The following is a 25758-nucleotide window of genomic DNA, read 5'->3' as shown; positions in this document are numbered from 1 at the left end:
CGGTGTGTCAGTTGATATCAATTTTGACTGACACACCGCTATCGCGAGCAGGCTCACTCCTACAAGGGTTTTGCATTAACCAGATATTTGCAGCAGCCAGTTTTTGAAAGCGAGCATCGCCGCTGTTTCAGGGCGCGACTGCAAGCGCGTCAGCCAATAGCTGCCGGTGGTGATTTCAATCGCAAACGGCTGGCGAATCACCTCCGCCGCCAGTTGCCGGGCGAACATCAGCGGCGGTGCCAGCGCCACCCCACTGCCCTGCAGCGCGGCCTCCATCATCGCCAGCGATGAGTCGAACACAATGCTCTGCGGCGGCGCTGCGTGGGTTGCCAGGCCTGCGGCGTGAAACCATTCCGGCCATTCATCGGTGCGATAGGAACGCAGCAAGCGCTGTTGCAGAAGATCCCCCGGCGTGTGCAGTTGCCGGGCGATTTCCGGCACGCACAACACTGACAGTGGCGCCTCGAGCAGTCGCGTTGCCTCAATGCCATGCCACGCCCCGGCGCCGAAACGAATCGCGTAATCCAGCCCTTCGGCAGCGACGTCAACCCGGTTGTTGTGGGTCGACAGGCGCAAATCGATCAGCGGGTGTTTCGTCTGAAAGTCCGCCAGCCGCGGCAACAACCACCCGACCGCGAACGTCCCTACCGCCCCGACGGTCAAGGTTTCGCGGTACTGTCCGCCGGCCAGCCGTTCGAGCATCTGCGCGATGTGATCAAATGAGGTGGTCAGCACCGGCAACAGGGTTTCGCCCTCCCCCGTGAGCATCAGCCCACGCGGCAGACGCTTGAACAAGGTGACGTTGAGTTGCGCTTCGAGGCTTTTCACCTGATGGCTCACCGCCGCCTGGGTCACGCACAGCTCCACGGCAGCACGGGTAAAGCTCAGATGCCGCGCCGAAGCTTCGAATGCGCGCAGTGCATTGAGCGGCAATTGCGGTCGAATCATGCCCAGTCCCAAATTTTTCTAATGGCTCATGCGAAAATTCATCGTTTGTCGATTACCCCAGGACTGCCTAAATTGACGGCGCTGATCAGCCGCCCAACGGGAAATCGTCCGCAGTGTAGCGGGATAACACTATCAACACTCATGGAGAGTGGTTCACTCATGTACTTCGTCAACCCGAGCAAAGTCATTTCCTGCAGCGCCTTCGGCCTTATTTTCGGCGCTACAACGTGCCTCGCCGCCACACCCAGCGACGAGCAACTGCAAGCTGTGGTGAAAAACGCCGTGGCCCCGGTGATGCAGCAACAGCACATTCCCGGCCTCGCGGTTGCGATCACGCTTAACGGTCAAGCGCATTACTTTAACTACGGCGTTGCCGCCAAGGACACCGGTCAAGCGGTCAGCGAAAACACCCTGTTCGAAGTCGGCTCGGTGAGCAAGACCTATACCGCGACACTCGCCGGTTACGCGCAAGCCACCGGCAAACTGGACCTGTCGACCCAGGCCAGCCAACTGTGGCCGCAACTCAAGGGCAGCGCTTTCGACCACATCAGCGTGCTGCAACTGGGCACCTACTCCGCCGGTGGCCTGCCGCTGCAATTCCCGGCCGAGGCGGATTCGACGGACAAGATGCTCGGCTACTACCAGCACTGGAAACCGGATTATCCGGCGGGCAGCCATCGCCTGTATTCCAATCCGAGCCTTGGGCTGTTTGGCTATTTGACGGCGAAAAGTCTGGGCCAGCCGTTTGATCAGGCCATGAGCGAAACCCTGCTGCCAAAACTCGGCCTGCAACACACCTACCTGCAGGTGCCGGCGTCCGAGGAAAAACTCTACGCTCAGGGCTATGACAAGAACGACCAGCCGGTGCGCGTCAGCCCCGGCGCACTGGATGCCGAAGCCTACGGCATCAAGACCAGCGCGGCGGACCTGCTGCGTTACGTGCAGGCCAACCTGAAACCGGCAGGCCTTGAAGCACCGCTGCAAAAAGCCATCGCCGCGACCCACACCGGTTACTACACCGTTGGCGACATGACCCAAGGTCTGGGCTGGGAGCGTTACGCCTACCCGATCAGCCTCGATAAATTGCAGAACGGCAACTCGACGCCGATGGCCATGCAAGCGCACAAGGCCACATGGCTGACCCCACCCCAGTCTGAACCGGCCAATGTGCTGTACAACAAAACCGGCGCGACCGGTGGCTTCGGCGCATATGTGGCGTTCGTGCCCTCGAAGGATCTGGGCATCGTGATTCTGGCGAACAAGAACTATCCGAATGCGGAGCGGGTGAAGATTGCGCATGAGATTTTCAGTCAGTTGACCGAATAAAGATCAAAAGATCGCAGCCTGCGGCAGCTCCTACATTGACCGAGTGAAAACCCGATCCTGTAGGAGCTGCCGCAGGCTGCGATCTTTTTTCGTTTCAGCGTTTAAAGCTGCGCCTGCAAGCGCCAGCCGATGAGATCCATCAAGTCACAGCTATCACGCAACGGAATCGCCAGCACCCGGGCGAAATCCTGCAACAGCAACGGATCGTGTCCCTTGCCCTCGTCCAGCGCAAGGCTCTCCATCAACTGCGTCACACAGCGCAAGCGGTACGCCGCGGTGCCGTGCAACACGTCGATGAGAGCTTCGCTGTCGATCAGCACACAGGGGATTTTGCAGTCAATCCCGGTGATCGGTATGTAACGCGCCATGAGTGCACCTCCCTGCTCAATATTGAGTCGCGGCTGGCGGCGGATCGAGATTGTCCAGTGCGCGATTGACCAGCAACTCGCCGACCACCGCCAACTGCTGAATCGACAGAGCAAGGCTGCGCTGCGAATCGTCGAGTTTGCAGGCCATGTCAGTGGTCAGGACGTTAAGTGAAGCAAGGGTTTCGCTGGCGTGGGTCAGTAGCGTGGGGGTATCGATGCCGGGGCGGATGGTGAAGACGTAGCTGACGGGATCGGGGTGATGCGGGTGGCGCAAGCGTGTGTTGCGGGAGTCGAAGTATCCTGAATCGGTTGAAGATTCGGGGGGATTCGGTGTGTGTTTTTTCATGTAAGAAGTTCTCTATTGAATTTTATGGAGCCACCCAACTCACTTCCACATGAAAAGGTGGCAGCTGTACGCAGGTGTGGAAGACCTGGGAGAGAACGAAACCCCGGCGCACTCGAAAGTGCTCCCGCGCACAGCCGCCATAAAACGCGGCAATGTTGACATAAAAAATGTCTACCTGCGCTTCACGAAAGCTTGCTTCATTCTTTACCCAGCGGACTTCCACATCCGACCACTGCTTTTTTCAGCGGCCACAGAAAGTTATCCCCCTCCCCCACAGCGCACCAGTTCACCAACGCCGCCGCGTCTTGCAGGAAAAATCCACGGTACATGCAGGCCTTTGCCTCAGACATTTCTGTAGGAATATGCTGCAACGAATTTTGAGGAGCGACTGAATTTGTTGTATCTACACTGCATCGAATCAATCCGTGGCCTGGGATGACATAATGCGCGCCAAAGCTGTCAAATCGACTGACCCTCAAAGGGCGTTGTAATGGAAATACACAATTTCAAAATCACCAATATCGGTCGGTTTACCGAGTTGCAAATTCTGCTGGCCCCCACACTTCAGCACTCCTCAAATGTGACGGTTCTTGTAGGAAACAACGGTGCAGGTAAAACCACCCTGTTAAAATCGCTCGCGACTTCGTTGAGCTGGCTGGTCGCTAGAGTTCGAACTGAAAAAGGCAATGGCATTCATTTGGTGAATGAAGATGTTCGAAACGGCGAATCGACTGCTGCGATTTCGATTTGTGTAGTAGATCTAATAGAATCTTCGACGATTGATCGCAATGCCATCCCTAGAGATAACGTTTTCGTATGGAGCGTTGCTCGCGCCAAACAGGGAAGAAAAGCTGCTTTCAATAGCTCGTTTACCGATGCTACTCGTCTTGCAGATAGCTACCGCAAACGACTTACCGCTAACGACAAAGCCTCCCTCCCCCTAATCGCCTACTACCCGGTCGAACGCTCAGTCCTCGAAATCCCGCTGAAAATCCGCACCAAACACACCTTCGACCAACTCGACGGCTACGACAACTCGCTCAACCGAGGTGTCGATTTCCGCCGTTTCTTCGAATGGTTTCGCGAGCGCGAAGACAGTGAAAACGAGACCGGCATTTCCGACACCGCACTGGCCGAAATCTCCGAGAAATTTGGCACCGACAGTGACGTGTGGAAAACCCTGGCCAATCTGAAAGCCTCCTCCCGCGACCGCCAGCTGACCGCCGTGCGCTCGGCCATCGCCGCATTCATGCCCGGTTTCACCAACCTGCGTGTGCAACGTAAACCGCGTCTGCACATGGCCATCGACAAGGACGGCGTCACCCTCAACGTCGCCCAACTCTCCCAAGGTGAGAAGTCGATGATGGCGCTGGTCGGCGACATCGCGCGTCGCCTGGCGATGATGAACCAGTCGCTGGACAACCCGCTGCACGGTGACGGCATCGTGCTGATCGACGAGGTCGATTTGCACCTGCACCCGAGATGGCAGCGCAGCCTCATTCGGCAGTTGAGCGAAACCTTCCCGAACTGCCAGTTCGTCCTGACCACCCACTCGCCGCTGGTGATCAGCGACGCCAAGGATGTGCTGGTTTACGTACTCAATGACGGCGAAATCCACGAACACAACGGCTTGTACGGTCTGGATGCCAATCAGGTGTTGCTGGAAGTCATGGACACCGACATCCGTAACAGCGAAGTACAAAAACGCTTGAACGCACTGCTCGAACGCTTGCAGGACGGTGATCTGGAAACCGCACAGAAGCTATTCGCCGAATTGGCAGAAGAACTTCCAGACGGTCATATCGAACTGGCGAAAGCAGCGCTGTTGCTGCGCAAGCTGGAGCTGCGCCGTGCGTAAGATCACCAAGGGCGCCGAGCCGGAACAACTCATCAGATGGAAACGCGCCAACACAACATTACGTTACCGGGACCTGCCCAGCGAAGAACGCGTGAGCGTGCGCACGGCCTGTATAACGGAACAGTTCAGCCTTTGCGCCTATTGCTGCCAAACCATTGCAGGCGACAACTCACATAACGAGCACGTTGAGGCCCAGGATAAAGCCCCCAATCGCACATTGGAGTTCACCAACATCGTTGCCAGTTGCCAGCGCCAGAATCAATGTGGACATCATCGAGGCACGCGCCCACTAGAGCTGACGCCCTTGATGGAGGAATGCGAGTCGGAATTGAAGTTTTATCTGTCCGGTAGAGTGACCGGCAAAACTGAACGCGCAAATTCCGCTCTGGAAATTTTGAATCTCGGCCATACCGAAGAAAGCAATCGCGGACTCATAGGGGCACGGAAACAGCTGGTTGATCAGTTGATCTTTACAGGAGGCATGCAACCCGATGACCTTGAAGATGAAGAGCTTCTGGGCATTCTCCTTGATGACATGCTGACTCCCAAGAATGGCCAGCTTGCGGCTTTTTCTCCGGTTCTGGTCAATGTCATCCGTCAGCTCCTGCCCTGATGTTCAAAGTATCGTGGTCATTCCAGCGGACAAAAAAATGGCGAACGTTCAAACGTTCGCCATTTTTTATTCAGAGCCTGTCTCAATCAATCATCCGGCATTTCCGGTGGCTTGCTCGGTTTGGCAGGTTTGGTCGCTTTCGCGCCCTTCTCGCCTTTCTTGGCTGCCGGTTCGGCGGCAGCGGCGGCGGTTTCGGCCACTGTCGGAGCGCTGATGTCTTTCTCGCTCGCCGGCAGTGCATCAACGGTATCGAAGATTTTCTTCAGGTCCACGGACTTCGCTTCATCGCCCGAGGCCGACAGCTTGGTCTCGCCGTCCTTGCCCAACAGGAACACTTTCGGGTACGCCCCGGCGCCCAGCTTCAGCGAGCGCAACAGGGCCATGGTGTCCTGCTGGCCGAGGTCCTTGCCGTCGAGCTGACCGGCCATATTGAGGATGGTGTAGACCTTGATGTTGCGATCGGTGACGCCTTTCTTGTTCGCCGGATCTTCCAGCGACTTTTTCAGGCCTACCCACACCGGATCGACGGTGCTTTGTGCGATGACGATCAGCGGTCTGGATCGGCCCATGTCCCCGGCGATGGGCGAATCGTTTTCTGCGGCGAACAAGGGGCCGGCAATCGCCAGCAAGAGTGTCAGGGTCAATGACCTGATGAGCATGCGCATCTCCTTTTGATATCCACGCTCTAATGATTGCGCATCGTGGCGATTGTTCCGGGCATGCCCGGCAAATATGTTTCGCCTTGTCAGAAGCTTAGGTCAGCCCCGTCATTGCGCAACATCATCGGTGTGATCGCAATGGGGATTTGATTACCTTTTATAACCACTTTAGGGTGACTGCTCTGCCGACGAAATGGGGTTCACCCGCATGCACATCGATTACCTGTGTGATCACCCGCCATTGATCGAAGAACTGGCCGCACTCCACTTCAAGGAGTGGGGCCAATTTCGCCCCGGGCAAACGGTCGAGAACCGCATCGAGCACATGCGCGCATCCTGTGGCAAAGGCGCGATTCCCAGCGTGGTAGTGGCGCTGGATGGTTCGCGTTTGCTTGGTGGCGCACTGCTGCTCGAAAACGATCTGAAACTGCGCCCGAACCTCACACCCTGGCTGGCCGGGGTGTATGTAATCGCGCAGGAGCGCGGGCGCGGAGTCGCATCGCAACTGGTCAAACGGGTGGTTGAAGAAGCGGCAACGCTGGGTGTGCGCGAGTTGTATCTGTATACCGATGCTTCGCAAGCGCTGTATGCGCGACTGGGTTGGGAGGTGGTCGAGGATCTGCTATACGACGATCTGCCGGTGACGGTGATGAAGTTTGTCATCCAGCGTTGATCCTGTGAGGGCGGATTCAGCCCAGCGCGGACTCCAGCATTGAAGCATCGACAAGGCGCCCGGCAATTCTGAGCTGCCCGTCCTCCAGGCTGACACTCAGCGTTACCGCAGGGCGATCCCCCGGATACTTGCGCAGCAGCAGATCAATGCCAGTGGCCGTTTCGTCGGCCGTGGACAGCAGGTCCCACAGGCTGTCACTCAGATCCAGCAACACCCGCCCACTTTGGCGATCGACCACCCGCGGCGCATACAGCCAATGGCTCATGCGCATTTCCCGGGGTTCGACGGTGATGGCCAGACGCTCGTTGCAATGCAGGATGGTTTCGCTCATGGCTATCGATCAGAACGCCAGTTTGTAGCCGATCAACAGCAACATGGTCGCCAGACACGGGCGCAGCAACTCATCGGAAATGCGCCCGGTGAGGTGGCTGCCGAGCCAGATGCCCGGCAGCGAACCCACCAGCAGGAAACCCAGCACGCCCCAATCCATGTTGCCCATGCTCGCATGGCCGAGGCCGGCGACCAGGGTCAGCGGCACGGCGTGGGCGATTTCGGTGCCGACCAGGCGGCGGGTCGGCAGCAGCGGATAGAGGATGAACAACGCGACTGTGCCCAGAGCGCCGGCACCGATCGAGGTCAGAGCAACCATGGTGCCGAGAATCAGACCGGTGATCACGATCATCACGTTCAGGCGCACGCCGCTCGGGTTGTAATTACCACCGGCGCGCTTGTGGGCAAATTCCAGCAGGCGCTTCTTGAACAGAATCGCCAGCGCAGTGGCGAACAGCACGAAACCCAGGGCTTGCTTGATGATCGCGTTCATCGCCTCGGGCGCGGTGTGCAGAGTGCTGAGGAACCACAAGGTCATGGCAACCGCCGGCACACTGCCCAGGGTCAGCCAGCCGGTGATGGCCCAGTCGATGTTGTTGTTCTTTTTGTGAACCAGCACGCCACTGGATTTGGTAATGGCCGCGTACAACAGGTCAGTGCCCACTGCGGTTGCCGGGTTGATGCCGAACCACAGCAGGATCGGCGTCATCAACGAACCGCCGCCGACACCGGTCATGCCGACAATAAAACCCACCACCAGCCCGGCAATGACCAGGCCGAAATTTGCCAATTCCATTAAGACGTCCAGAAAAACGACAGGAAAAATCTGGCCCGCAGCATAGCGATTTTTCATATAACCACATATATCGATGCGGTCTATCGTTATGCCTTCCAGCTACACCATCTATCCCCTGTGAGAGCGGGCTTGCTCGCGAAGGGGGCGTATCAGTCGATGCACGAGTTGACTGACAAGCCGCTTTCGCGAGCAAGCCCGCTCCCACAGGGGTTGTGTGGTGTCAGGTAGATCAGTGTGCACGCCGGCCCGGCTTGAAGCTGTAATGACGGTTGATCCACACCGTCGCCAGTGCGATCAGCGACAAGATCAGCAGTGCCCACGGAAACGACATCGCCCCTGCCCGGTCCAGCAGCAACCCACCGAACAAACCACCGCCGGCAATGGCCACGTTCCAGGAGGTGGTGAGCATCGCCTGCACCACGTCCACATGCTCCCCGGCCGAATCCGCCGCAGCCGTCAGCAGCAACGTCGCCGAACCGCCAAACGACAAGCCCCACACGGCCATGCAGACGTAGATCAGCCACGGCGACGGTGACACCAGCGCCAGCACCAGTGCGGTCACGGCAAACACCGCGAGGCTGATCAGGGTCAGCCAGCGCAGCCAGCGATCCACCAGCAAGCCGATAATCCAGATCCCCACCAGCGAACACAGTCCGAACGCCAGCAACACCAGATCGACGCGCTCGGCCAGTCCGGCCTGCATCAGGAACGGCGCAATGTAGGTGTAGAGAATGTTGTGCCCGAGCATCCAGGTCAGCACCACGAACAGCACTGGCCGCACGCCCGGCAGGCGCAGCGATTGCAGAAGTGGCAGGCGTTCGGCGCTGGCCTGGCCCGGACGGTCCGGCACCGCAATGACGATCCACGCCGCCAGCACCAGGGCCAGCGCCGACATGATCCCGAACGACGCACGCCAACCGATCAGGTTGCCCAGCCAGGTGCCCGCCGGGGTGCCCAGCGACAGCGCCACCGGCGTGCCGAGCATGGCGATTGCCAGCGCTCGCCCCTGCTGATGCACCGGCACGATCCCCCGGGCATAACCGGCCATGATCCCCCACGACAACCCCGCCGCCATCCCGGCGAGGAACCGCGAAGCCAGGGTCAGGCCGTAATGACTGGAGAACGTGGTCACCGTGTTGAACAGCAGGAAGCCGCCGACCGTCATCAGCAGCACCCGCCGCCGTGGCCAGCCTCGGGTGGCCACGGTCAGCGGGATCGCCGCGACAATCGAACCCAGCGCATACAGCGTCACCAGTTGCCCGGCGAGTACTTCACTGACCTCAAGCCCGGCGCCGATTTGCGGCAGCAGCCCGGCCGGCAGAGTCTCGGTGAGAATGGCGATGAAGCCGGTCATGGCGAACGCCAGCAACGCCGCATACGGCAGTTTTTCGCTGCGGGCGGCGTGATCGATGCGGGTGAATTCGGTGCTTGCGGAGTCGGTCATGACAGGTGCAGCTCCCTTGGAGTCAAGATAACGGAAGATTGTATACAAACCATCCGACCGCCACTCTACCCGACTCGGTTCACTGCACCGGCAAAAAATTCAGGAACAGCAGACTCTGCGCGTAATTCAGGCCAATGCGCCGGTAGCGCTCGTCGAGCATCTGGGTCAGCAAGTCGAGCCGCGCGACGATCTTGCCGAACTCGGTGGCAAAACTGAGGTTGCTGCCCTCCTCCGAGATCTCGTTGGAGAACAGCAGCGGCTGGCCTTCCTTGTTCTGGCGCTGGGCCAGAATCCAGGTGGCTTTCTCGATGTTGCGCGCGGCGTTGTGGACGAAGGTCGGGTTGATCGCATCGGTCATGTAGAACTCGATGCGATTGCCATGGGCGGTGACCAGCATGCTGCCGATGGCATAGATGAACGCGCCGACCCGGTCACCGAGAAACTCCGGACTCATCGCGTAACTGAGCGCCGCCAGATCCTTGCGCCCGCCCAGCACCGGCAACGGTTGCTGCTGCTCGACTGCCATACGCACCTGTTTCACCGCCGTGTTGATGTCGAGGAAACCCGACTTGCGCAGTTCTTCCGGGTTGCGCAAATACAGCTTGCCCATCAACCGGTAAAGACTGTTGAGGTTGTCGCGCATCGCCAGCGTGGCCATGCGGTCGACACTGGTCTGCAAGAATTCTTGCGGCTGACCTTCACGCATCTGGGCGAAGAAACCGTTGCCGTCCTGGTGGCTGCAACCGCTGAACATCAACGACGACAGACACGCCAGCAACAGGCACGGGCGGCGAACAACAGCAGCGATCAGGGCACAAACTCTCGGCATGAATTCTCGAACGGGCACATTCCTGCGCGGCGGGCGTCGCCGCATCCTGGCCATGGATAGAGCCGGCAATTGCGAAAAAGTGCAGTGGCGGGGTTGCCCAGTTGATTTTTGGCGAACGAACGACAAGCAAATTAGTCAGTCTTTATATTTGAAATAAACGACTAATCAGCTATAAATTTTTACTTGACGAGCATTTAGTATGACTACTTGCGACATCATCCTCTCTGTTTTACCGATGGAACGTCGCGTGCGAAAACAACAACAAAAAGGAAGGTCAACCATGCATCATTCCCGTCACCTGCTTTGCGGCCTAGGACTGTCCCTGATGATCGCCACTGCCAGCGCCCACGCCAGCGGCCTGACCGCTGAACACAAAGCCTTCGGCAAAACCAATGACGGCACGCCCGTCGAGCAATACGTCCTGCGCAACAGCCACGGCATGCAGGCAACCGTCATCACCTACGGCGCGACCCTGCAATCGCTGCTGGTGCCGGACAAACACGGCAAGTCCGCCGATGTGGTGCTGGGTTTCGATGATGTTCAGGGCTACCAAAAGGGCACGGCGTATTTCGGTGCGACCATCGGCCGTTTCGGCAATCGCCTGGCCGACGGCGCGTTCGAACTCGACGGCAAGCGCTATCAGGTACCGCAGAACGACAAGTCCAACGCCTTGCACGGCGGCACGCTGGGTTTTGACAAAAAGGTCTGGAAAGCCGAGCCGGTCAAAGACAAGGACTCGGTCGGTGTGACCCTGACCTATCTATCGGCGGACGGCGAGATGGGCTTCCCCGGCAACCTCACCACGCAAGTGACCTATCGCCTGACTGACAGCAACGAGCTGCGCATCGACTACCAGGCCAGCACCGATAAACCAACGGTGCTGAACCTGACCAACCACAGCTACTTCAACCTCGCCGGCGCCGGCAATGGCGATGTGCTGAAACAGATCACCACCCTGCACGCCAGCCGCTACACGCCGGTGACCGGCAAACTGATCCCGACCGGCGAACTGGCCCCCGTGGCCGGCACGCCGATGGATTTCACCAGGCCCACCGCCATCGGCGCGCACATCAAGGCTGATCACCCGCAACTGAAATTTGCCGAACCGAAACAGGGCGGCTTCGATTTCAACTGGGTGCTGGATAGCAACGGTGACGTGAACAAAGTCGCCGCCGAGGTCAGTGATCCGCAGTCCGGGCGGCATTTGCAGTTGTTCACCAGCGAGCCGGGCGTGCAGTTCTACACCAGCAACTTCCTCGATGGCACGGTCAAGGGCAAGAGTGGCAAGGTCTATCCGCACTGGGGCGCGTTTACCCTGGAGACGCAGCACTATCCGGATGCGCCGAATCAGCCGAGTTTCCCGAGCACGCGACTGGATCCGGGGCAGACTTACAGCCATAGCGTGGTGTTGAAGTTTTCCGCGAAATAACACCGACCGGTGGTGTAGGGATTTAGCGAAACGTCGCACCGACCCGATGGGCTGCGCTGCAACCCTGCTTCTTGGGGGCGCTGCGCGCCCATCGGGGATAAATTCCCTCGCCACAACCCCGATCCACTTCCTTTCTGGAGGCCATTGGAACCCCTGCGCTATCCTGCTGCCCACTAAGGTATCGACCATCAGCACAGGAGGTTTGAATGCGTACCCTCGAACTGGCAGACGTGCAGGTTCCGGTGATTGGCCAGGGCACTTGGCGCATGGGCGAAGATCGCTCGGCGCATCAGCGTGAAGTGGCCGCGTTGCGCCAAGGCATCGAACTGGGCATGACTCTGATCGACACGGCGGAAATGTACGCCGAGGGCGGTGCCGAAACCGTGGTCGGCGAAGCCATCGCCGGCCTGCGCGACCAGGTGTTTCTGGTGAGCAAGGTCTATCCGCACAACGCCAGCCGCCAAGGCATTGCGCAAGCGTGCGAGCGCAGCCTGCGCCGGCTCGACACCGATTACATCGACCTCTATCTGCTGCACTGGCGCGGCCAGTATCCACTGCAAGAAACCGTCGAAGCCTTCGAACGCCTGCGCGAAGACGGCAAGATCGGCCGTTGGGGCGTGTCGAACTTCGACGTCGACGACCTCGAAGAGCTGGCCTCCCCGGCCTGCGCCACCAATCAAGTGCTGTACAACCTGGAAGAGCGCGGCGTCGAATTCGATCTGCTGCCGTGGTGCCAACAGCAGCGCATGCCGTTAATGGCGTACTGCCCGATCGGTCAGGGCGGTGCGATGCTGGCTGAACCGCTGCTGAACACGATTGCCGCTCGTCACAACGTGACCCCGGCGCAGGTTTCGCTGGCGTGGATTCTGCGTCAGGATGGTGTCATTGCGATTCCCAAGGCTGTGCGACCGGAACACGTGCAACTCAATGCACAAGCGGCGCAGTTGCAACTGGATGCCGGGGATCTGGCGGCGCTGGATCAGGTATTCAAAGCGCCACAACGCAAGCAGCGGCTGGCGATGGTCTGAGTCGCTGGCCGCTGGTGAGGGCTTCGCCATGAGAAGCACTGATCAGTACGACCCGTTCAACCTGCAGCGTTTCATCCAGGCCCAGGACCCGGTCTTCGAACGGGTCCTGCGGGAGCTCGACGAGGGGCGCAAGCGCAGCCACTGGATGTGGTTTGTGTTCCCGCAGTTCGCCGGGCTGGGTGGCAGCGAGATGTCCCGGCGCTTCGCCATTCAGTCTGCCGCGGAGGCCCGGGCCTATCTGGCCCACGACCTGCTCGGCGCGCGGCTGCGCATCTGCACGCAGTTGGTGTTGAACATCCGCCAGCGTTCGATTGCCGAGATTTTCGGCCATCCCGATGACCTGAAATTCCACTCCTCAATGACCCTGTTTGCGCAGTTCAGCGCCGACGACTGCCCGTTCACTCAAGCACTGGAGCGCTACTTCCACGGCATCCTCGACGAATGGACCCTGCAACTGCTGGACTCAAAACAGGCCCAGTTGCCCCCCGATCAGGGTTGAGAAATCGTCGTCGACGAACGGCAGAATCGCATCCGCCACCGGTTGCAGCTGGCGGCTGATGTAGTGGTCGTAGTCGATCGCGGCACGGCGCACTTCCAGTGGTTCCGGCCCGGCCAGGGTGATGACGTAACTGATCCAGCCACCGTTCTGGTACTGCCGCGGACGACCGTGCTGCACGTTGTAATCGTCGGCCAGCCGCGCCGCACGAACATGCGGCGGTACGTTGCGTTCGTAGTCGTCGAGGGTACGGCGCAGGCGCTTGCGGTACACCAGGCGCTCATCGAATTCCCCGGCGAGGGTCTTGCGCACGTAATCACGCACGTAATCCTGATACGGCTTGCGCTGGAAGATCCGCTCGTAGAGCTCCTGCTGGAACTGCCGTGCCAGCAGCGACCAGTCGGTACGCACGGTTTCCAGGCCCTTGTAGACCATTTCTTCGCTGCCGTCGGCGCGGGTCACCAGCCCGGCGTAACGCTTCTTGCTGCCCTCTTCCGCACCACGAATGGTCGGCATCAGAAAGCGTTTGTAGTGGGTTTCGTACTGTAATTCGAGGGCGCTTTGCAGGCCGTATTCCTCGCGCACATGCTCGCACCACCAGTCGTTGACATGCTTGACCAGCGCCCGCCCGATCTGCGCCGCTTCCTCCTGCCCATGCGGGCGGCGCAGCCAGACAAAGGTCGAGTCGGTGTCGCCGTAGATCACCGCATGGCCCTGCGCTTCGATGAGCTGGCGCGTGCGCAACATGATCTCGTGGCCGCGCAGGGTGATCGACGACGCCAGGCGCGTATCGAAAAACCGGCAACCGCTGGAGCCGAGCACGCCGTAGAAGGCGTTCATGATGATCTTCAGCGCCTGCGAGAGTGGCGCGTTGTGCTCGCGCTTGGCGGTCTCGCGGCCTTCGGCGACCCGCGCGACAATCGATGGCAGGCAATGCCGGGTGCGCGAGAAACGCGCGCCGCGAAACCCCGGCACCGAATCGGCATCGTCCGGATGCAGCAGACCTTCGATCAGCCCCACCGGGTCGATCAGAAAGGTGCGGATGATCGACGGGTAAAGACTCTTGTAGTCGAGCACCAACACCGACTCGTACAACCCCGGCTGCGAATCCATGACAAAGCCGCCAGGGCTGGCCTGTGGCGGATTGGTCCCCAGATTCGGCGCAACAAAGCCCTGACGGTGCATCAGCGGCATATACAAATGGGTGAACGCCGCCACCGAGCCGCCGCTGCGATCCGCCGGCAGGCCGGTGACGCTGGCGCGTTCGAGCAAAAACGTCAGCAGTTCGGTCTTGGCGAAGATCCGCGTGACCAGTTCACAGTCCTTGAGGTTGTACTTGGCGAGCGCCGGTTTGTCCTCGGCGAACATGCGGTTGATTTCGTCCATGCGCTGGTACGGGTTGTCGATCGACTTGCCCTCGCCGAGCAGGGTCTGAGCGACGTTTTCCAGGCTGAACGAAGGGAAACTCCAGGTCGCCGAACGCAACGATTCGATGCCGTCGATGATCAGCCGCCCCGCTGCCGAAGCAAAGTAATGGGTGCGGCTGCCGTGTTCGCGCCACTGCATTTCGTCTCCACCACGGCCGATTTTCAGCGGTACACCGAGGCGTCGCGCGTGTTCGTGGAGAATACGCAGGTCAAACTGCACCAGGTTCCAGCCGATGATCGCGTCCGGGTCGTGGCGGGCGAACCATTCGTTGAGTTTCTTCAGGATCACGGTGCGCGAATCGCAATACTCCAGATCGAAGTCGACGATGCTCGCGTCACCGTTGGGCGCGCCGAGCATGTACACCTGACGCTGGCCGCAGCCTTCGAGGGCTATGGAATACAGCTCGCCGGTTTCGGTGGTTTCGATGTCCAGCGAGACCAGCCGTAGTTGCGGTCGGTACTTGGGATCCGGTTTGAGCTGGGCGTTGAGCAATGCGCCGTCGGCATCAGGCGTACCGCCGAACAGCACCGGCGCGGTGATGAAACGCTCCATGAGGTAGCGCTCCGGCGGGCGCACGTCGGCCTCGAAGACGTCGACGCCGGCGCGGCTGAGTGCGGTTTCCAGACGCATCAACTGGCCGTGTTGCTGGCAATACAGCCCGAGCACCGGGCGATGCTCGAAATCCTGCAGGGCCAACGGGCGCAGTTCGACGTTTTTTTCGTCGTGCAGCAGACGCCCGGCCGCCTCGCGCTGTACGGCGGGGATAAACGCCACCGACGTCTGCGGCGCCAACCGCACACGGCGCGGCCCGGCGTCGGTCGCCAGCCAGAACTCGACTTCGGTGCCGGCCGGGGTATCGCGCCAATGCCGGGTCAGGACGAAGCCCTGCTGTAAATCCACCGCTGCAACCTCAGGAATTGAATCAGAGGGGCATTCTACGCTGCCCTTCAAGGGATAACCCCATCCCCTCACCACAGAGTTCACCCACCACAGAGCTGTGGTGATCGGGAAATAGTTGGGCAAATGACGTTTTTTGCGTGCTATCTGCCGCTTTGCCACCTTGCCCTGCGCGCAAGGGTCTACGATGCTTGGAGAACAACGACAACACCTGAGTAACTGCCATGAAGACCGTCGCCCAACTGCTCAAGCTCAAAGATCAGAAAAATCAGGAAGTGCACCAGATAAAGCCCGGTCACATGGTGCTCGAAGCACTGATGAAGATGGCCGAGAAAAACGTCGGCGCCTTGCTGGTGGTGGAGAACGACGAAGTGCTGGGCATCATCAGCGAACGCGACTACGCGCGCAAACTGGTGTTGCACGGGCGTTCGTCGGTAGGCACGCCGGTGCGCGACATCATGGTTTCGCCGGTGATCACCGTGGACACCCACCAGACTGTCGACACCTGCCTGGGCATCATGTCCGACAAACGCCTGCGCCACTTGCCGGTGGTGGAGAACGGCAAGCTGATCGGCCTGCTGTCGATCGGCGACCTGGTGAAAGAGGCGATTGCCGAACAGGCGGAGCTGATCAAACAGCTGGAGCAATACATTCGCGGGGAGTGACCTGCAAAATCCCCCCTGTAGGAGTGAGCCTGCTCGCGATAGCGGTCTGTCAGTCACAACATTTCTGACTGATACATCGCTATCGCGAGCAGGCTCACTCCTACAGTTGGTTCTGCGCGGTGTTCAGGACGGCCAATGCCGGGCAAACACCGGTGCCAGCACCGGATGCCGGTCGATGCGCTGCAACCACGCATAAAACCCCGGACGGGTCTGGCGCAAGTGCTCACGGCTGCCCGCCCAGCGCGTCACCACCGCTGCCAGCACATCCAGTGCTCCCGGCGTTTCGTCGTCCAGGTACAGTTCGGCGGAAAACTGGTCGGCAAACACTTCCCAACCCCAGTGCAAGTGCTCGCGGGCGCCGGCCACCAGGTTTTGCCGCGAGGCTTCGTCGGGCATCACCAGCCAGCGCTCGGGGTAATCGATGACGCCAATGGCCGCGTAACAATTGCTGGCGATGTAGACCATGCCGCGAATCGCCTGATCGCGATCAGCCGCCGTGGTCGGCAACAGGCCAGACTTGGGAAAGCTCAGACCCAGATGAATCAGAATCGCCACGCTTTCGGTGATTGCACTACCGTCGGGCAATTGCAGGGTCGGCACCTGTTTCAGTGGATTGAGGCGTGCCAGCGCCTCGGCGGCTTCGCTCGACGCTTCGATATCAATGAAGCGGTACGCGATCTGGCACAACTCCAGCGCCGCTTCGATGGCCGCTGCGCCCGAGTTTCTGTGCCCGTAAAGTTGATACATGACGCCCCCCTTTCACTTGTGTGCGCGGTCTTCAGGGTCAACTGTAGCTGCTTCGCCGCCAACGGCAGGCTCAACCCTTGGCCATGCAGCGCTTGTAGCGCTCATCCACCCGTTTGGCAAACCACGCGGTGGTCAGTTTGCGGGTGATTTTCGGGCTCTGCAGCACGATCCCCGGCAACACCGCGCGCGGCAAGGTCTTGCCTTCGGCCTGCTCGGCCAGTTCGAACACCCGTCGATAAAGTCTGGTTTCTTCGAATTCCAGGGTCTTGCCCTGTTCCAGTTGATCGCGGATGGTCGGGTTGCGCATGCCCAGCGACTTGCCGAGGGTGCGCACCGCCAGCTCGGTGCTGCCGGGCATGATCGAGTCGTAGCGAATCAAGTCGCCATCCAGCGCCAACGGGATTCCCGAGGCACGGCTGACCGCGTTCTGAAACGCCGCATTGCGGCTGGCGTACCAACCGGCATTGAAGTCGGCAAAACGGTACAGCGGTTCGCGGTAACTCACCGGATAGCCGAGCAAATGGGCAATGCCGAAGTACATGCCGCCACGACGGGTGAACACTTCGTGGCGGATCGTACCGTTGAGCGGATACGGGTAAGCCTTGGCATGCTGCTCGGCAAATTCGATGCTGACCTGCATTGGGCCGGCGGTGTGCACCGGGTTGAAGCCACCGAACAAGGTGCGCCCCATCGGCACCATGCCAATGAAATCGTCGAAGATCGCACTCAACTCTTTCTCGCTGCGCGCAGCGCTCAGGCGTTCGCTGTAGGTTTTGCCGGTGGGCGAACGCACGGCCAGGGCGGCGCTGACCAGCATTCCGGGGATGTGCGCCTTGCCGGCGCGGCGGTCGATTTCGTCGCGGGCGATCTTGCCCAGGCCCGGCACCGTCGGGTCGACCTGAAACGTCGATTCCTGCTCGGCCACGGCCAGCACCGAACACAGGTTTTGCGTGGTCGGACTGATGTCCTGCGCGGCGAACGCGGCGTAGATATCAGTGGCCCAGCCCTGACGGTCAGGCACTTTTGCCGGCATCAGCCGCACGATCTCCGCCTTCACTTCGGCGGGTGTGCGCGGCGCTGGCTCTTGATTGCGCTGGCCGGCGCAACCGGCGAGCACCAGCAGCGCGGCGAGGGTGATCAGTAATCGAGGGGTGTGCATAGCGCTCCTTGGCATGCGGTGAGCCGGGTTCACCATACGATCAAAGGTGTGGCGCAGGCTAGGACTGCAGCAACGAAACACTGTTCCCATGAAGACCGGGATCTTTGTAGCAAGGGAGCTTGCTCCCGCAGAGTCGCGAAGCGGCCCCCGCTTCCTGGATAGAAGCGGATTGCCAGGCAGTCCAGCGGGAGCAAGCTCCCTCGCCACAGAATCTCAGCCAAAAATGAAAAAGGCCCCGCAGCTCCACCGCTGCGGGGCCTTTTTCCGTCTGGCTGACAAACTGGCCGCCCCGCCCTGCTGATCCATACTTGCTGCACAGCAAACGGAGGACAGGCCCATGAACCGCAGCGACGTACTGATCATCGGCGCCGGCCCGACCGGTCTGGTGCTGGCTCTGTGGCTGAGCAAACTGGGCGTGCGCGTGCGCATCCTCGACAAGACCTCCGCCCCCGGCACCACCTCGCGGGCGCTGGCGGTGCAGGCGCGGACCCTGGAGTTGTACCGGCAGCTGGACCTGGCTGACACCGTGGTGCGCAACGGTCACAAGGTCGCCGCAGCGAATTTCTGGGTCAAGGGCAAACCGGTCGCACAGTTGCCGCTCACGCGCATCGGCGAAGGCCTGACGCCCTACTCGTTCATCGAAATATTCCCTCAGGACCAACACGAACGGCTGCTGCTCGAACGCCTCGAAGACTATGGCGTGGTGGTTGAGCGCAACACCGAACTTGAGAGCTTCGAAGAAACCGCTGACGGCCTCACGGCGCATCTGCGTTTACCGGACGGGCAACAGGAAGTCTGCCAGGCGTGCTTTCTGGCTGGCTGCGACGGCGCGCGCTCGGTGGTGCGCAAAACCCTCGACACCGGTTTTCCCGGCGGCACCTATCAGCAGATTTTCTACGTCGCGGATGTCCAGGCCAGCGGCCCGGCGCTCAATGGTGAACTGCACCTGGATCTGGACGAAGCGGATTTTCTCGCGGTATTCCCGCTAGCCGGCGAAGGCCGGGCACGGCTGATCGGCACGGTGCGCGACGAACGCGCCGATCACGCCGAAACCCTGCAGTTTGCCGACGTCAGCAGCCGCGCCATCGAACACCTGAAAGTGCACATCGACGAGGTCAACTGGTTCTCCACCTACCGCGTGCATCACCGCGTGGCCGAGCACTTTCGCAGTGGCCGGGCGTTTCTGCTCGGCGATGCCGCGCACGTGCACAGCCCCGCCGGTGGCCAGGGCATGAACACCGGCATCGGCGATGCGATCAACCTGGCGTGGAAACTCGCCGCCGTGCTCGACGGCAGCGCCACGGCGCAACTGCTCGACAGCTACGAAACCGAACGCATCGCCTTCGCCCGCCGACTGGTCTCGACCACCGACAAGGTGTTCACCTTCGTCACCGCCGAGGGGCGCATCGCCGACCTGCTGCGCACGCGCCTGGCACCGTTTCTGATCCCGAAAATGGCCACGTTCGAGGCCAGCCGCGAGTTCCTGTTTCGCACCGTCTCGCAAGTCACCCTCAACTATCGCGGCATGCCGCTGAGCCAGGGCAGCGCCGGCCACGTGCACGGCGGCGACCGCTTGCCGTGGGCGCATGATGGTGAGGGCGATAATTACGAGCCGCTGCGGCAGCCCTGCTGGCAGGTGCATGTGTACGGCGACACCAGCGACGAGATGATCGCCTGGTGCAATGAACACCATCTGCCGCTGCACGTGTTCGACTGGCGACCGGCGTTTGAAACGGCGGGGTTGGGGCGTAACGGGTTTTATTTGTTGCGCCCGGATACTTATGTGGCAATTGCCGATAACAGTGCTGATCCGAAGGTGATCGAACGGTATTTCCGCGATCACGGGATCCGACCCTACTTCAACTGCCCCTGACACAGCACAAAAAACTGTAGGAGTGAGCCTGCTCGCGATAGCGGTGTGTCAGTCAAAAATGCTGTGACTGATACACCGCTATCGCGAGCAGGCTCACTCCTACAGGGGCTATGCGCTGGGGTTCAGATCCCGGCCAATGCCAGATCCATCGCAAAATAGGTGAAGATCAGGTCCGCACCCGCGCGCTTGATCGCGCCCAGGCTTTCACGCACCACACGATCCTCGTCGATCGCACCGGCCTGCGCGCCGAACTTGATCATCGCGTACTCACCGCTGACCTGGTACGCCGACAGCGGCAGGTTCGAGGCTTCACGAATGTCGCGGATGATGTCGAGGTACGCACCGGCCGGTTTGACCATCAGCGCGTCGGCACCTTCCTGCTCATCCAGCAGCGATTCACGCAAGGCTTCGCGGCGGTTCATCGGGTTCATCTGATAGCTTTTGCGGTCGCCCTTGAGCGCGCTGCCGCCGGCTTCGCGGAACGGGCCATACAGCGCCGAGGCGAACTTGGTCGAATAGGCCATGATCGGAATCTGCGTGAAACCTGCGTCATCCAGCGCCCGGCGAATCGCCCGCACCTGGCCGTCCATCGCCGCCGATGGCGCGATCACATCAGCACCGGCACGGGCAGCGGCTACTGCCTGTTTGCCGAGGTTGATCAGGGTCTGGTCGTTGTCGACTTCATGGTTGTGCATCACGCCGCAATGGCCGTGATCGGTGTATTCGCAGAAGCAGGTGTCGGACATCACGATCATTTCCGGCACCGCGTCCTTGGCAATGCGCGACATGCGCGAGACCAGGCCGTTTTCGCGCCAGGTGTCGCTGCCGTTGGCGTCCAGGTGATGGGACACGCCGAAGGTCATCACCGACTTGATGCCGGCACGGGCATAGCGCTCGATCTCGCTGGCCAGCTTGCGCTCGGGAATACGCATCACCCCCGGCATGCTCTTGATCGGCACGAAGTCGTCGATTTCTTCTTCGACGAAAATCGGCAGCACCAGATCATTCAGGCTGAACTCGGTTTCCTGGAACAGACTGCGCAGGCTCGCATTGCGGCGCAGACGGCGGGGACGTGCTTCGGGGAACTGGCTGGACATGGTGCTTCCTGAAAACGGCAGATGAGACAAAAGTCGTAGGGGGCGAAGCTTATGCCTTCGGTGGGCGCAGGTACAAACCTGGATCAATCAAGAGTGCATTACCGGGAGCGCAATAATCTTTCAGCCAGCACACGTTTTCCTGTAGGAGTGAGCCTGCTCGCGATGACGGTGTATCAGTCGACATCCATGTTGGCTGACACGACGCCATCGCGAGCAGGCTCATTCCTACAGGGGGTCATGCGCAAATCAGGAAGGAATGGTCAGGCCTCGAATGACCGCCGGGCGCGCCACAAAGCGCTCCAGCACCCGGGTGACGTTGGGGAAATCATTGATCCCGACCAGATCCCCGGCCTCGTAGAACCCGATCAGGTTGCGCACCCACGGGAACGTGGCGATGTCGGCGATGGTGTAGCGCTCGCCCATGATCCAGTCGCGACCTTCCAGGCGTTTGTCGAGCACGTTGAGCAGGCGTTTGCTCTCCTCGACGTAGCGGTCACGCGGACGCTTGTCCTCGTAGTCCTTGCCGGCGAATTTGTTGAAGAAACCGAGCTGACCGAACATCGGGCCGATACCGCCCATCTGCCACATCAGCCACTGAATGGTTTCGTAACGCAGCGCACCTTCCTGCGCCAGCAACTGGCCGCTCTTGTCGGCGAGGTAGATCAGGATTGCGCCGGACTCGAACAGCGGCAGCGGTTGGTCCTCGGGGCCGTGGGGGTCGAGGATCGCCGGAATCTTGTTGTTGGGGTTCAGCGACAGGAACTCGGGGGACATCTGGTCCTGCGTGTCGAAGCCCACGCGGTGCGGCTCGTACGGCAGGCCGATCTCTTCGAGCATGATCGAGACCTTGACGCCGTTGGGGGTCGGCAGGGAATAGAGCTGAATCCAGTCAGGGTACTGCGCCGGCCATTTGTGGGTGATCGGGAACGCGGACAGATCGGTCATGGGAAGCATCCAGTCACAAATTAAAGGCCTGAGCATAATCCATGACCGGCCGCTCCAGCTCGGGTTCTTTGCTGGCCGGAAACGTCCCGTACTTAAATCCGCAACATCCTGTGGTTAACCTCTGCCACCAGTCGCTCATCGTTGCCGTTAGAGTGCGGCGCACCGGCGCGAATCGAACCAAATCGGCCTCAGGGGACTCTGAGCTATGCCTTTCGCAAAGGAAGCGCGACACACGACATGGAGAACGCCCGGTGCTGGGAGCCCGAGGCGCAAGGGTTTGTCAGCCTTAACCAAATTTGCTGAAGAACCTTTTATTCAATGACGAACCTCATGAGATTCGCCAAACGCTTCAAACATCGCGCCTATGTGGCCTTGCCCTCCCTGCTGGCGGTGAGTGCGCTGACGTTGTCGCTGGAATCGAGCCAGATTCGCGCACAACCGGTGGACGGCACCCAGACCCTGATCTTTCTGCGCCACGCGGAAAAACCTGCCGGTGGGCTCGGCCAGCTCAACTGCCAAGGGCTGAACCGCGCGATCGAACTCTCGACCCTGCTGCCGGAAAAATTCGGCAAGGCCGATTATGTGTTCGCCGCCAACCCGACGCGTAATGTCGAGGAAGGTGAGCTGGACAATTCCTACAGCTACATCCGCCCGCTGATGACCATCAGCCCCGCCGCGATCAAGCTCGGCCTGCCGGTGAACATCGAGTACTCCGCCAACGACACCAGCGACCTGGCGCGTGAACTGACCGAAGACAAATACCACAACTCAACGATCTACACCGCGTGGTCCCACGGTTATCTGCCGGAGCTGATCAACAAGGTCGCGGGCAACGCGGTTGGCGAGAAGCAATCCATCACCGAAGACTGGGCGGCCGGCGACTTCGATTCGCTGTACGTACTGACCCTGACCTGGCACAACGGCAAGGCCAGTTTGCAGAGCCACAGCTACAAGCAGGGGCTGGATAACGGCAAAGTGACTTGCCCGACTTGATGTCTGCGGTGCCTGTGCCGGCCCTTTCGCGAGCAAGCCCGCTCCCACAGGGGATCTGCGTCAGGCACACAATGTCAGCCCCGTGAAGATCCGATGTGGGAGTTTGCAGAGCTACTGCTACAAGCAGGGGCTGGATAACGGCAAAGTGACTTGCCCGACTTGATGTCTGCGGTGCCTGTGCCGGCCCTTTCGCGAGCAAGCCCGCTCCCACAGGGGATCTGCGTCAGGCACACAATGTCAGCCCCGTGAAGATCCGATGTGGGAGTTTGCAGAGCTACTGCTACAAGCAGGGGCTGGATAACGGCAAGGTGACTTGCCCGACTTGATGTCTGCGGTGCCTGTGCCGGCCCTTTCGGGAGCAAGCCCGCTCCCACAGGGGATCTGCGTCAGGCACACAATGTCAGCCGAGTGAAGATCCAATGTGGGAGCGGGCTTGCTCGCGAATAGGCCCGCAAGATCACCCTCAAACCCGCTGATTCAGCCGCTCGCGCAGGTACTCAAGCACCGCCTCGCGCTCCCCGGCAAACTCGATCCGCCCACCCTTCTTCTCGCGCTGGAACGCATACATCGGGTCGTAATACTCGCGCAGCAACACACTGATCCAGTCACGGAACATCTCGACCGAACCGCTACGCGCCTGCTCGGCCAGGGCCTCTTCCATCTGCAGGAACATCCGCTGATGGCGTTCGCCACCCAGCCGGCGTTGAATATTGTTCAAACTCGCAATCAAGCGTTCGGCATACAGCGCATAGCCCTGCTCGCCATGCACGGTGACGAACTCGGCGTGCAGGTCGATCACATAATCCTGCAGGATCCGCTCGACTCGACGCTCCAGGCTGTCTTCCAGCCAGACCATCGGGGCCACTTGCATTGCGCGGTACAGTGGCAATGGCAAGGCGCAACTGCCGACCACCCGACTCTCGTCTTCCAGCACAAACTGTTGGATGCCGCCGGCGCGTTTTTTCAGCACATCAACGGCGAGACGGTTCTCAAAATCGATGTTGCCCGGTTGGCCGGTCGCACGTTTGCCGAAACTCGATCCCCGATGATTGGCGTGCCCCTCCAGATCCAGGCCATTGCTCAACTGCACCAGCACTTCGGTCTTGCCGGTACCGGTCATGCCACCCAGCAAGACCAGGTCGCACTCGGCCACAGCCTGATCAACGGTTTCCAGCAGGAACGTACGCATGGCTTTGTAGCCACCGCCGACTCGCGGGTAATCAATCCCGCCCTCTTCCTTGATCCACTGCTGAACGATCTGCGAGCGCAGGCCGCCACGAAAGCAATACAGGTAGCCGTCAGGATGGGCACGAGCAAACTCGACCCAGCCTTGAATGCGCTGTTCCCTGACCTCGGCAGACACCAGCCGCTCACCCAGAGCGATGGCAGCTTGTTGCCCATGCTGCTTGTAGCAGGTCCCTACCTGCTCACGCTCGCGGTCGTTCATCAGCGGCAAGTTGACCACGCCGGGAAATGCGCCGTGGGCAAACTCGACCGGCGCACGGGCATCCATCAGCGGCCGTTCGTTGAGGAAAATATCGCGGTAGTCAATGCAGTCGCGTGACATCAAATCACCTCGACTGCGTGGGTCTGTCGCTCGACCAGCTCGCCGATCGGCGCCAGGTTCAGGCCCAGTTCGGCGGCCACCGCGAGGAACTCGGCGTTGCCTTCCGGGGTGACCGCGATCAGCAGGCCGCCGCTGGTCTGCGGATCGCACAGCACACGCTTGTGCAGCTCCTGCAAACGGCCAAGCTTGCTTGAATAGCTGTCGAAGTTGCGCAAGGTACCGCCGGGCACGCAGCCCTGTTCGAGGTAATACTCGACGCTGTCCAGACGCGGCACGTGGTTGTAGCCGATACGCGCGGTCAGATGGCTGCCGTCGGCCATTTCCACCAGATGCCCGAGCAGGCCGAAACCGGTGACGTCGGTCATCGCGGTAACACCGGTGAGTTTGCCGAAGCGGCTGCCGGGTTTGTTCAGGGTGCACATCCAGTCGCGGGCCACGCCGACATCGTCGGGGCGCAATTTGCCCTTCTTCTCGGCGGTGGTGAGAATGCCGATACCCAGTGGCTTGGTCAGGTACAGCAGGCAACCGGCCGTGGCGGTGTCGTTACGCTTCATGTGGAGCTTTTCGACCAGTCCGGTCACGGCCAGACCGAAGATTGGCTCCGGCGCATCGATCGAGTGTCCACCGGCCAGCGGAATGCCGGCAGCGTCACACACCGCACGTCCGCCACGAATCACTTCCCGCGCCACTTCCGGCGCCAGCACATTGACCGGCCAGCCGAGGATCGCAATCGCCATCAACGGATCACCGCCCATCGCATAGATGTCGCTGATTGCGTTGGTCGCGGCAATCCGGCCGAAGTCGTACGGATCGTCGACAATTGGCATGAAGAAGTCCGTGGTCGACACCACACCGCGCTCGGCATCGATTTCGTATACCGCCGCGTCATCACGCGAGGCATTGCCGACCCACAGTTTCGGATCGAGGTTTTGCGCACCGCTACCGGCCAGAATCACTTCCAGCACCTGCGGGGAAATCTTGCAGCCACAACCGGCACCGTGGCTGTATTGGGTCAGACGAATCGGCTCGCTCATGGGAGAGTCTCTGGCAGTTGATGGGGCGGATTCTAGCAGAGCGCAAGGCGGCTGTTTTTTGCGCAGAATGTCCGGCCCCCTTCGCGAGCAAGCCCGCTCCCACATTTGATCGCAGCCATTCACAAATCCTGCTTTCACTGAAGATCCCCTGTGGGAGCGGGCTTGCTCGCGAAAGCTTTCGACTGGTCGCCGCGGCTTCACGGCCGGAGA

25 protein-coding genes are annotated in these 25758 nt (G+C 60.4%); 10 read left to right on the top strand and 15 right to left on the bottom strand.

What is annotated here, in order from left to right; genetic code table 11:
• Window positions 1-75: 75 nt before the first annotated feature.
• Window positions 76-948, bottom strand: coding sequence for a LysR family transcriptional regulator (locus QMK55_RS23440; RefSeq protein WP_102355815.1), 873 nt, complete (start codon window positions 946-948; stop codon window positions 76-78).
• Window positions 949-1107: 159 nt separating this feature from the next.
• On the opposite strand from QMK55_RS23440, the gene ampC reads away from it, so the two are divergent.
• Window positions 1108-2274 carry a class C beta-lactamase gene (ampC, locus tag QMK55_RS23435; RefSeq protein ID WP_320330056.1) on the top strand — a complete coding sequence of 389 codons (1167 nt, stop codon included), beginning with the start codon at window positions 1108-1110 and terminating at the stop codon, window positions 2272-2274.
• Window positions 2275-2375: 101 nt separating this feature from the next.
• Here the strand turns inward: ampC and QMK55_RS23430 are convergent, their stop codons facing one another.
• Window positions 2376-2642, bottom strand: coding sequence for a hypothetical protein (locus QMK55_RS23430; RefSeq protein WP_320330055.1), 267 nt, complete (start codon window positions 2640-2642; stop codon window positions 2376-2378).
• A gap of 16 nt (window positions 2643-2658) precedes the next feature.
• Window positions 2659-2988 carry a DUF6124 family protein gene (locus tag QMK55_RS23425; RefSeq protein WP_320330054.1) on the bottom strand — a complete coding sequence of 110 codons (330 nt, stop codon included), beginning with the start codon at window positions 2986-2988 and terminating at the stop codon, window positions 2659-2661.
• Between the two features lie 490 nt (window positions 2989-3478).
• Here QMK55_RS23425 and QMK55_RS23420 point away from each other — a divergent pair, with 490 nt between their 5' ends.
• Both QMK55_RS23420 and QMK55_RS23415 read left to right on the top strand, forming a co-directional pair.
• The gene (locus QMK55_RS23420; protein ID WP_320330053.1) at window positions 3479-4846 is read left to right on the top strand and encodes an AAA family ATPase; all 1368 of its coding nucleotides are present in this window, start codon (window positions 3479-3481) and stop codon (window positions 4844-4846) included.
• Window positions 4839-5459 carry a retron system putative HNH endonuclease gene (locus QMK55_RS23415; protein ID WP_102355810.1) on the top strand — a complete coding sequence of 207 codons (621 nt, stop codon included), beginning with the start codon at window positions 4839-4841 and terminating at the stop codon, window positions 5457-5459. The genes QMK55_RS23420 and QMK55_RS23415 overlap by 8 nt, the downstream gene beginning before the upstream one ends.
• Before the next feature lie 86 nt (window positions 5460-5545).
• Here QMK55_RS23415 and QMK55_RS23410 read toward each other — a convergent pair whose 3' ends face one another.
• Window positions 5546-6118, bottom strand: coding sequence for a DUF4174 domain-containing protein (locus QMK55_RS23410; protein ID WP_320330052.1), 573 nt, complete (start codon window positions 6116-6118; stop codon window positions 5546-5548).
• Window positions 6119-6326: 208 nt separating this feature from the next.
• On the opposite strand from QMK55_RS23410, the gene QMK55_RS23405 reads away from it, so the two are divergent.
• Window positions 6327-6791 (top strand): GNAT family N-acetyltransferase, encoded by a 465-nt coding sequence (locus tag QMK55_RS23405; RefSeq protein WP_320330051.1) that lies wholly within the window; start codon window positions 6327-6329, stop codon window positions 6789-6791.
• Between the two features lie 16 nt (window positions 6792-6807).
• Here the strand turns inward: QMK55_RS23405 and QMK55_RS23400 are convergent, their stop codons facing one another.
• The 4 genes from QMK55_RS23400 to QMK55_RS23385 form a co-directional block, all read right to left on the bottom strand.
• The gene (locus tag QMK55_RS23400; RefSeq protein WP_320330050.1) at window positions 6808-7122 is read right to left on the bottom strand and encodes a hypothetical protein; all 315 of its coding nucleotides are present in this window, start codon (window positions 7120-7122) and stop codon (window positions 6808-6810) included.
• 9 nt (window positions 7123-7131) lie between these two features.
• Entirely contained in the window at window positions 7132-7917 is a 786-nt protein-coding gene (locus QMK55_RS23395) for a sulfite exporter TauE/SafE family protein (protein ID WP_320330049.1), read from the bottom strand.
• Window positions 7918-8146: 229 nt separating this feature from the next.
• Window positions 8147-9361, bottom strand: a complete 1215-nt coding sequence (locus QMK55_RS23390) for an MFS transporter (protein ID WP_320330048.1) — start codon at window positions 9359-9361, stop codon at window positions 8147-8149.
• 79 nt (window positions 9362-9440) lie between these two features.
• Window positions 9441-10190, bottom strand: coding sequence for a hypothetical protein (locus QMK55_RS23385; protein ID WP_102355805.1), 750 nt, complete (start codon window positions 10188-10190; stop codon window positions 9441-9443).
• Window positions 10191-10470: 280 nt separating this feature from the next.
• Between QMK55_RS23385 and QMK55_RS23380 the strand changes: the two genes are divergently transcribed.
• The 3 genes from QMK55_RS23380 (at window position 10471) to QMK55_RS23370 (ending at window position 13146) form a co-directional block, all read left to right on the top strand.
• On the top strand, window positions 10471-11619 hold the full coding sequence (locus tag QMK55_RS23380; protein ID WP_102355804.1) for an aldose epimerase family protein: 1149 nt from the start codon (window positions 10471-10473) through the stop codon (window positions 11617-11619).
• 206 nt (window positions 11620-11825) lie between these two features.
• Window positions 11826-12647, top strand: a complete 822-nt coding sequence (locus QMK55_RS23375) for an aldo/keto reductase (RefSeq protein ID WP_102355803.1) — start codon at window positions 11826-11828, stop codon at window positions 12645-12647.
• 28 nt (window positions 12648-12675) lie between these two features.
• Window positions 12676-13146, top strand: coding sequence for a DUF1810 domain-containing protein (locus QMK55_RS23370; protein WP_320330047.1), 471 nt, complete (start codon window positions 12676-12678; stop codon window positions 13144-13146).
• Here QMK55_RS23370 and QMK55_RS23365 read toward each other — a convergent pair.
• Window positions 13111-15471, bottom strand: coding sequence for a DNA polymerase II (locus tag QMK55_RS23365; protein WP_320330046.1), 2361 nt, complete (start codon window positions 15469-15471; stop codon window positions 13111-13113). The two genes, QMK55_RS23370 and QMK55_RS23365, sit on opposite strands and share 36 nt — an antisense overlap.
• Window positions 15472-15692: 221 nt before the next feature.
• Between QMK55_RS23365 and QMK55_RS23360 the strand changes: the two genes are divergently transcribed.
• A complete protein-coding gene (locus tag QMK55_RS23360) occupies window positions 15693-16133 on the top strand; it encodes a CBS domain-containing protein (RefSeq protein WP_102355800.1) in 441 nt (146 codons plus the stop codon).
• Between the two features lie 123 nt (window positions 16134-16256).
• Here QMK55_RS23360 and QMK55_RS23355 read toward each other — a convergent pair whose 3' ends face one another.
• Both QMK55_RS23355 and QMK55_RS23350 read right to left on the bottom strand, forming a co-directional pair.
• A complete protein-coding gene (locus tag QMK55_RS23355) occupies window positions 16257-16880 on the bottom strand; it encodes a glutathione S-transferase N-terminal domain-containing protein (RefSeq protein ID WP_102355799.1) in 624 nt (207 codons plus the stop codon).
• Between the two features lie 70 nt (window positions 16881-16950).
• Window positions 16951-18039, bottom strand: a complete 1089-nt coding sequence (locus QMK55_RS23350) for a DUF1615 domain-containing protein (protein WP_320330045.1) — start codon at window positions 18037-18039, stop codon at window positions 16951-16953.
• 337 nt (window positions 18040-18376) lie between these two features.
• On the opposite strand from QMK55_RS23350, the gene QMK55_RS23345 reads away from it, so the two are divergent.
• Window positions 18377-19912, top strand: a complete 1536-nt coding sequence (locus QMK55_RS23345) for an FAD-dependent oxidoreductase (RefSeq protein WP_320330044.1) — start codon at window positions 18377-18379, stop codon at window positions 19910-19912.
• Between the two features lie 122 nt (window positions 19913-20034).
• On the opposite strand, the gene hemB is transcribed toward QMK55_RS23345, so the two are convergent.
• Window positions 20035-21009, bottom strand: a complete 975-nt coding sequence (gene hemB / locus QMK55_RS23340; protein ID WP_003223551.1) for a porphobilinogen synthase — start codon at window positions 21007-21009, stop codon at window positions 20035-20037.
• A gap of 246 nt (window positions 21010-21255) precedes the next feature.
• Window positions 21256-21954, bottom strand: coding sequence for a glutathione binding-like protein (locus QMK55_RS23335; protein WP_102355796.1), 699 nt, complete (start codon window positions 21952-21954; stop codon window positions 21256-21258).
• Between the two features lie 318 nt (window positions 21955-22272).
• On the opposite strand from QMK55_RS23335, the gene QMK55_RS23330 reads away from it, so the two are divergent.
• Window positions 22273-22947: a histidine phosphatase family protein gene (locus QMK55_RS23330; RefSeq protein WP_102355795.1), complete on the top strand. Its 675-nt coding sequence runs from the start codon at window positions 22273-22275 to the stop codon at window positions 22945-22947.
• Window positions 22948-23410: 463 nt separating this feature from the next.
• On the opposite strand, the gene mnmH is transcribed toward QMK55_RS23330, so the two are convergent.
• The gene (gene mnmH / locus QMK55_RS23325) at window positions 23411-24514 is read right to left on the bottom strand and encodes a tRNA 2-selenouridine(34) synthase MnmH (protein ID WP_102355794.1); all 1104 of its coding nucleotides are present in this window, start codon (window positions 24512-24514) and stop codon (window positions 23411-23413) included.
• On the bottom strand, window positions 24514-25548 hold the full coding sequence (selD, locus tag QMK55_RS23320; protein WP_320330043.1) for a selenide, water dikinase SelD: 1035 nt from the start codon (window positions 25546-25548) through the stop codon (window positions 24514-24516). Before selD ends, mnmH begins: the two co-directional genes overlap by 1 nt.
• Between the last annotated feature and the right edge of the window lie 210 nt (window positions 25549-25758).

The organism is Pseudomonas sp. P8_229 (assembly GCF_034008635.1).
Lineage (GTDB): Bacteria > Pseudomonadota > Gammaproteobacteria > Pseudomonadales > Pseudomonadaceae > Aquipseudomonas.
The sequence above is the reverse complement of the archived record's forward strand: the minus strand, read 5'-3'. Positions and strand labels throughout refer to the sequence as shown.

Bases quoted from the DNA above. Each gene is read 5' to 3' on its own strand.
- QMK55_RS23440 (WP_102355815.1), bottom strand. From the start codon at position 948: ATGATTCGACCGCAATTGCCGCTCAATGCACTGCGCGCATTCGAAGCT.
- ampC (WP_320330056.1), top strand. From the start codon at position 1,108: ATGTACTTCGTCAACCCGAGCAAAGTCATTTCCTGCAGCGCCTTCGGC.
- QMK55_RS23430 (WP_320330055.1), bottom strand. From the start codon at position 2,642: ATGGCGCGTTACATACCGATCACCGGGATTGACTGCAAAATCCCCTGT.
- QMK55_RS23425 (WP_320330054.1), bottom strand. From the start codon at position 2,988: ATGAAAAAACACACACCGAATCCCCCCGAATCTTCAACCGATTCAGGA.
- QMK55_RS23420 (WP_320330053.1), top strand. From the start codon at position 3,479: ATGGAAATACACAATTTCAAAATCACCAATATCGGTCGGTTTACCGAG.
- QMK55_RS23410 (WP_320330052.1), bottom strand. From the start codon at position 6,118: ATGCTCATCAGGTCATTGACCCTGACACTCTTGCTGGCGATTGCCGGC.
- QMK55_RS23405 (WP_320330051.1), top strand. From the start codon at position 6,327: ATGCACATCGATTACCTGTGTGATCACCCGCCATTGATCGAAGAACTG.
- QMK55_RS23400 (WP_320330050.1), bottom strand. From the start codon at position 7,122: ATGAGCGAAACCATCCTGCATTGCAACGAGCGTCTGGCCATCACCGTC.
- QMK55_RS23395 (WP_320330049.1), bottom strand. From the start codon at position 7,917: ATGGAATTGGCAAATTTCGGCCTGGTCATTGCCGGGCTGGTGGTGGGT.
- QMK55_RS23390 (WP_320330048.1), bottom strand. From the start codon at position 9,361: ATGACCGACTCCGCAAGCACCGAATTCACCCGCATCGATCACGCCGCC.
- QMK55_RS23385 (WP_102355805.1), bottom strand. From the start codon at position 10,190: ATGCCGAGAGTTTGTGCCCTGATCGCTGCTGTTGTTCGCCGCCCGTGC.
- QMK55_RS23380 (WP_102355804.1), top strand. From the start codon at position 10,471: ATGCATCATTCCCGTCACCTGCTTTGCGGCCTAGGACTGTCCCTGATG.
- QMK55_RS23375 (WP_102355803.1), top strand. From the start codon at position 11,826: ATGCGTACCCTCGAACTGGCAGACGTGCAGGTTCCGGTGATTGGCCAG.
- QMK55_RS23370 (WP_320330047.1), top strand. From the start codon at position 12,676: ATGAGAAGCACTGATCAGTACGACCCGTTCAACCTGCAGCGTTTCATC.
- QMK55_RS23360 (WP_102355800.1), top strand. From the start codon at position 15,693: ATGAAGACCGTCGCCCAACTGCTCAAGCTCAAAGATCAGAAAAATCAG.
- QMK55_RS23355 (WP_102355799.1), bottom strand. From the start codon at position 16,880: ATGTATCAACTTTACGGGCACAGAAACTCGGGCGCAGCGGCCATCGAA.
- QMK55_RS23350 (WP_320330045.1), bottom strand. From the start codon at position 18,039: ATGCACACCCCTCGATTACTGATCACCCTCGCCGCGCTGCTGGTGCTC.
- QMK55_RS23345 (WP_320330044.1), top strand. From the start codon at position 18,377: ATGAACCGCAGCGACGTACTGATCATCGGCGCCGGCCCGACCGGTCTG.
- hemB (WP_003223551.1), bottom strand. From the start codon at position 21,009: ATGTCCAGCCAGTTCCCCGAAGCACGTCCCCGCCGTCTGCGCCGCAAT.
- QMK55_RS23335 (WP_102355796.1), bottom strand. From the start codon at position 21,954: ATGACCGATCTGTCCGCGTTCCCGATCACCCACAAATGGCCGGCGCAG.
- QMK55_RS23330 (WP_102355795.1), top strand. From the start codon at position 22,273: ATGACGAACCTCATGAGATTCGCCAAACGCTTCAAACATCGCGCCTAT.
- mnmH (WP_102355794.1), bottom strand. From the start codon at position 24,514: ATGTCACGCGACTGCATTGACTACCGCGATATTTTCCTCAACGAACGG.
- selD (WP_320330043.1), bottom strand. From the start codon at position 25,548: ATGAGCGAGCCGATTCGTCTGACCCAATACAGCCACGGTGCCGGTTGT.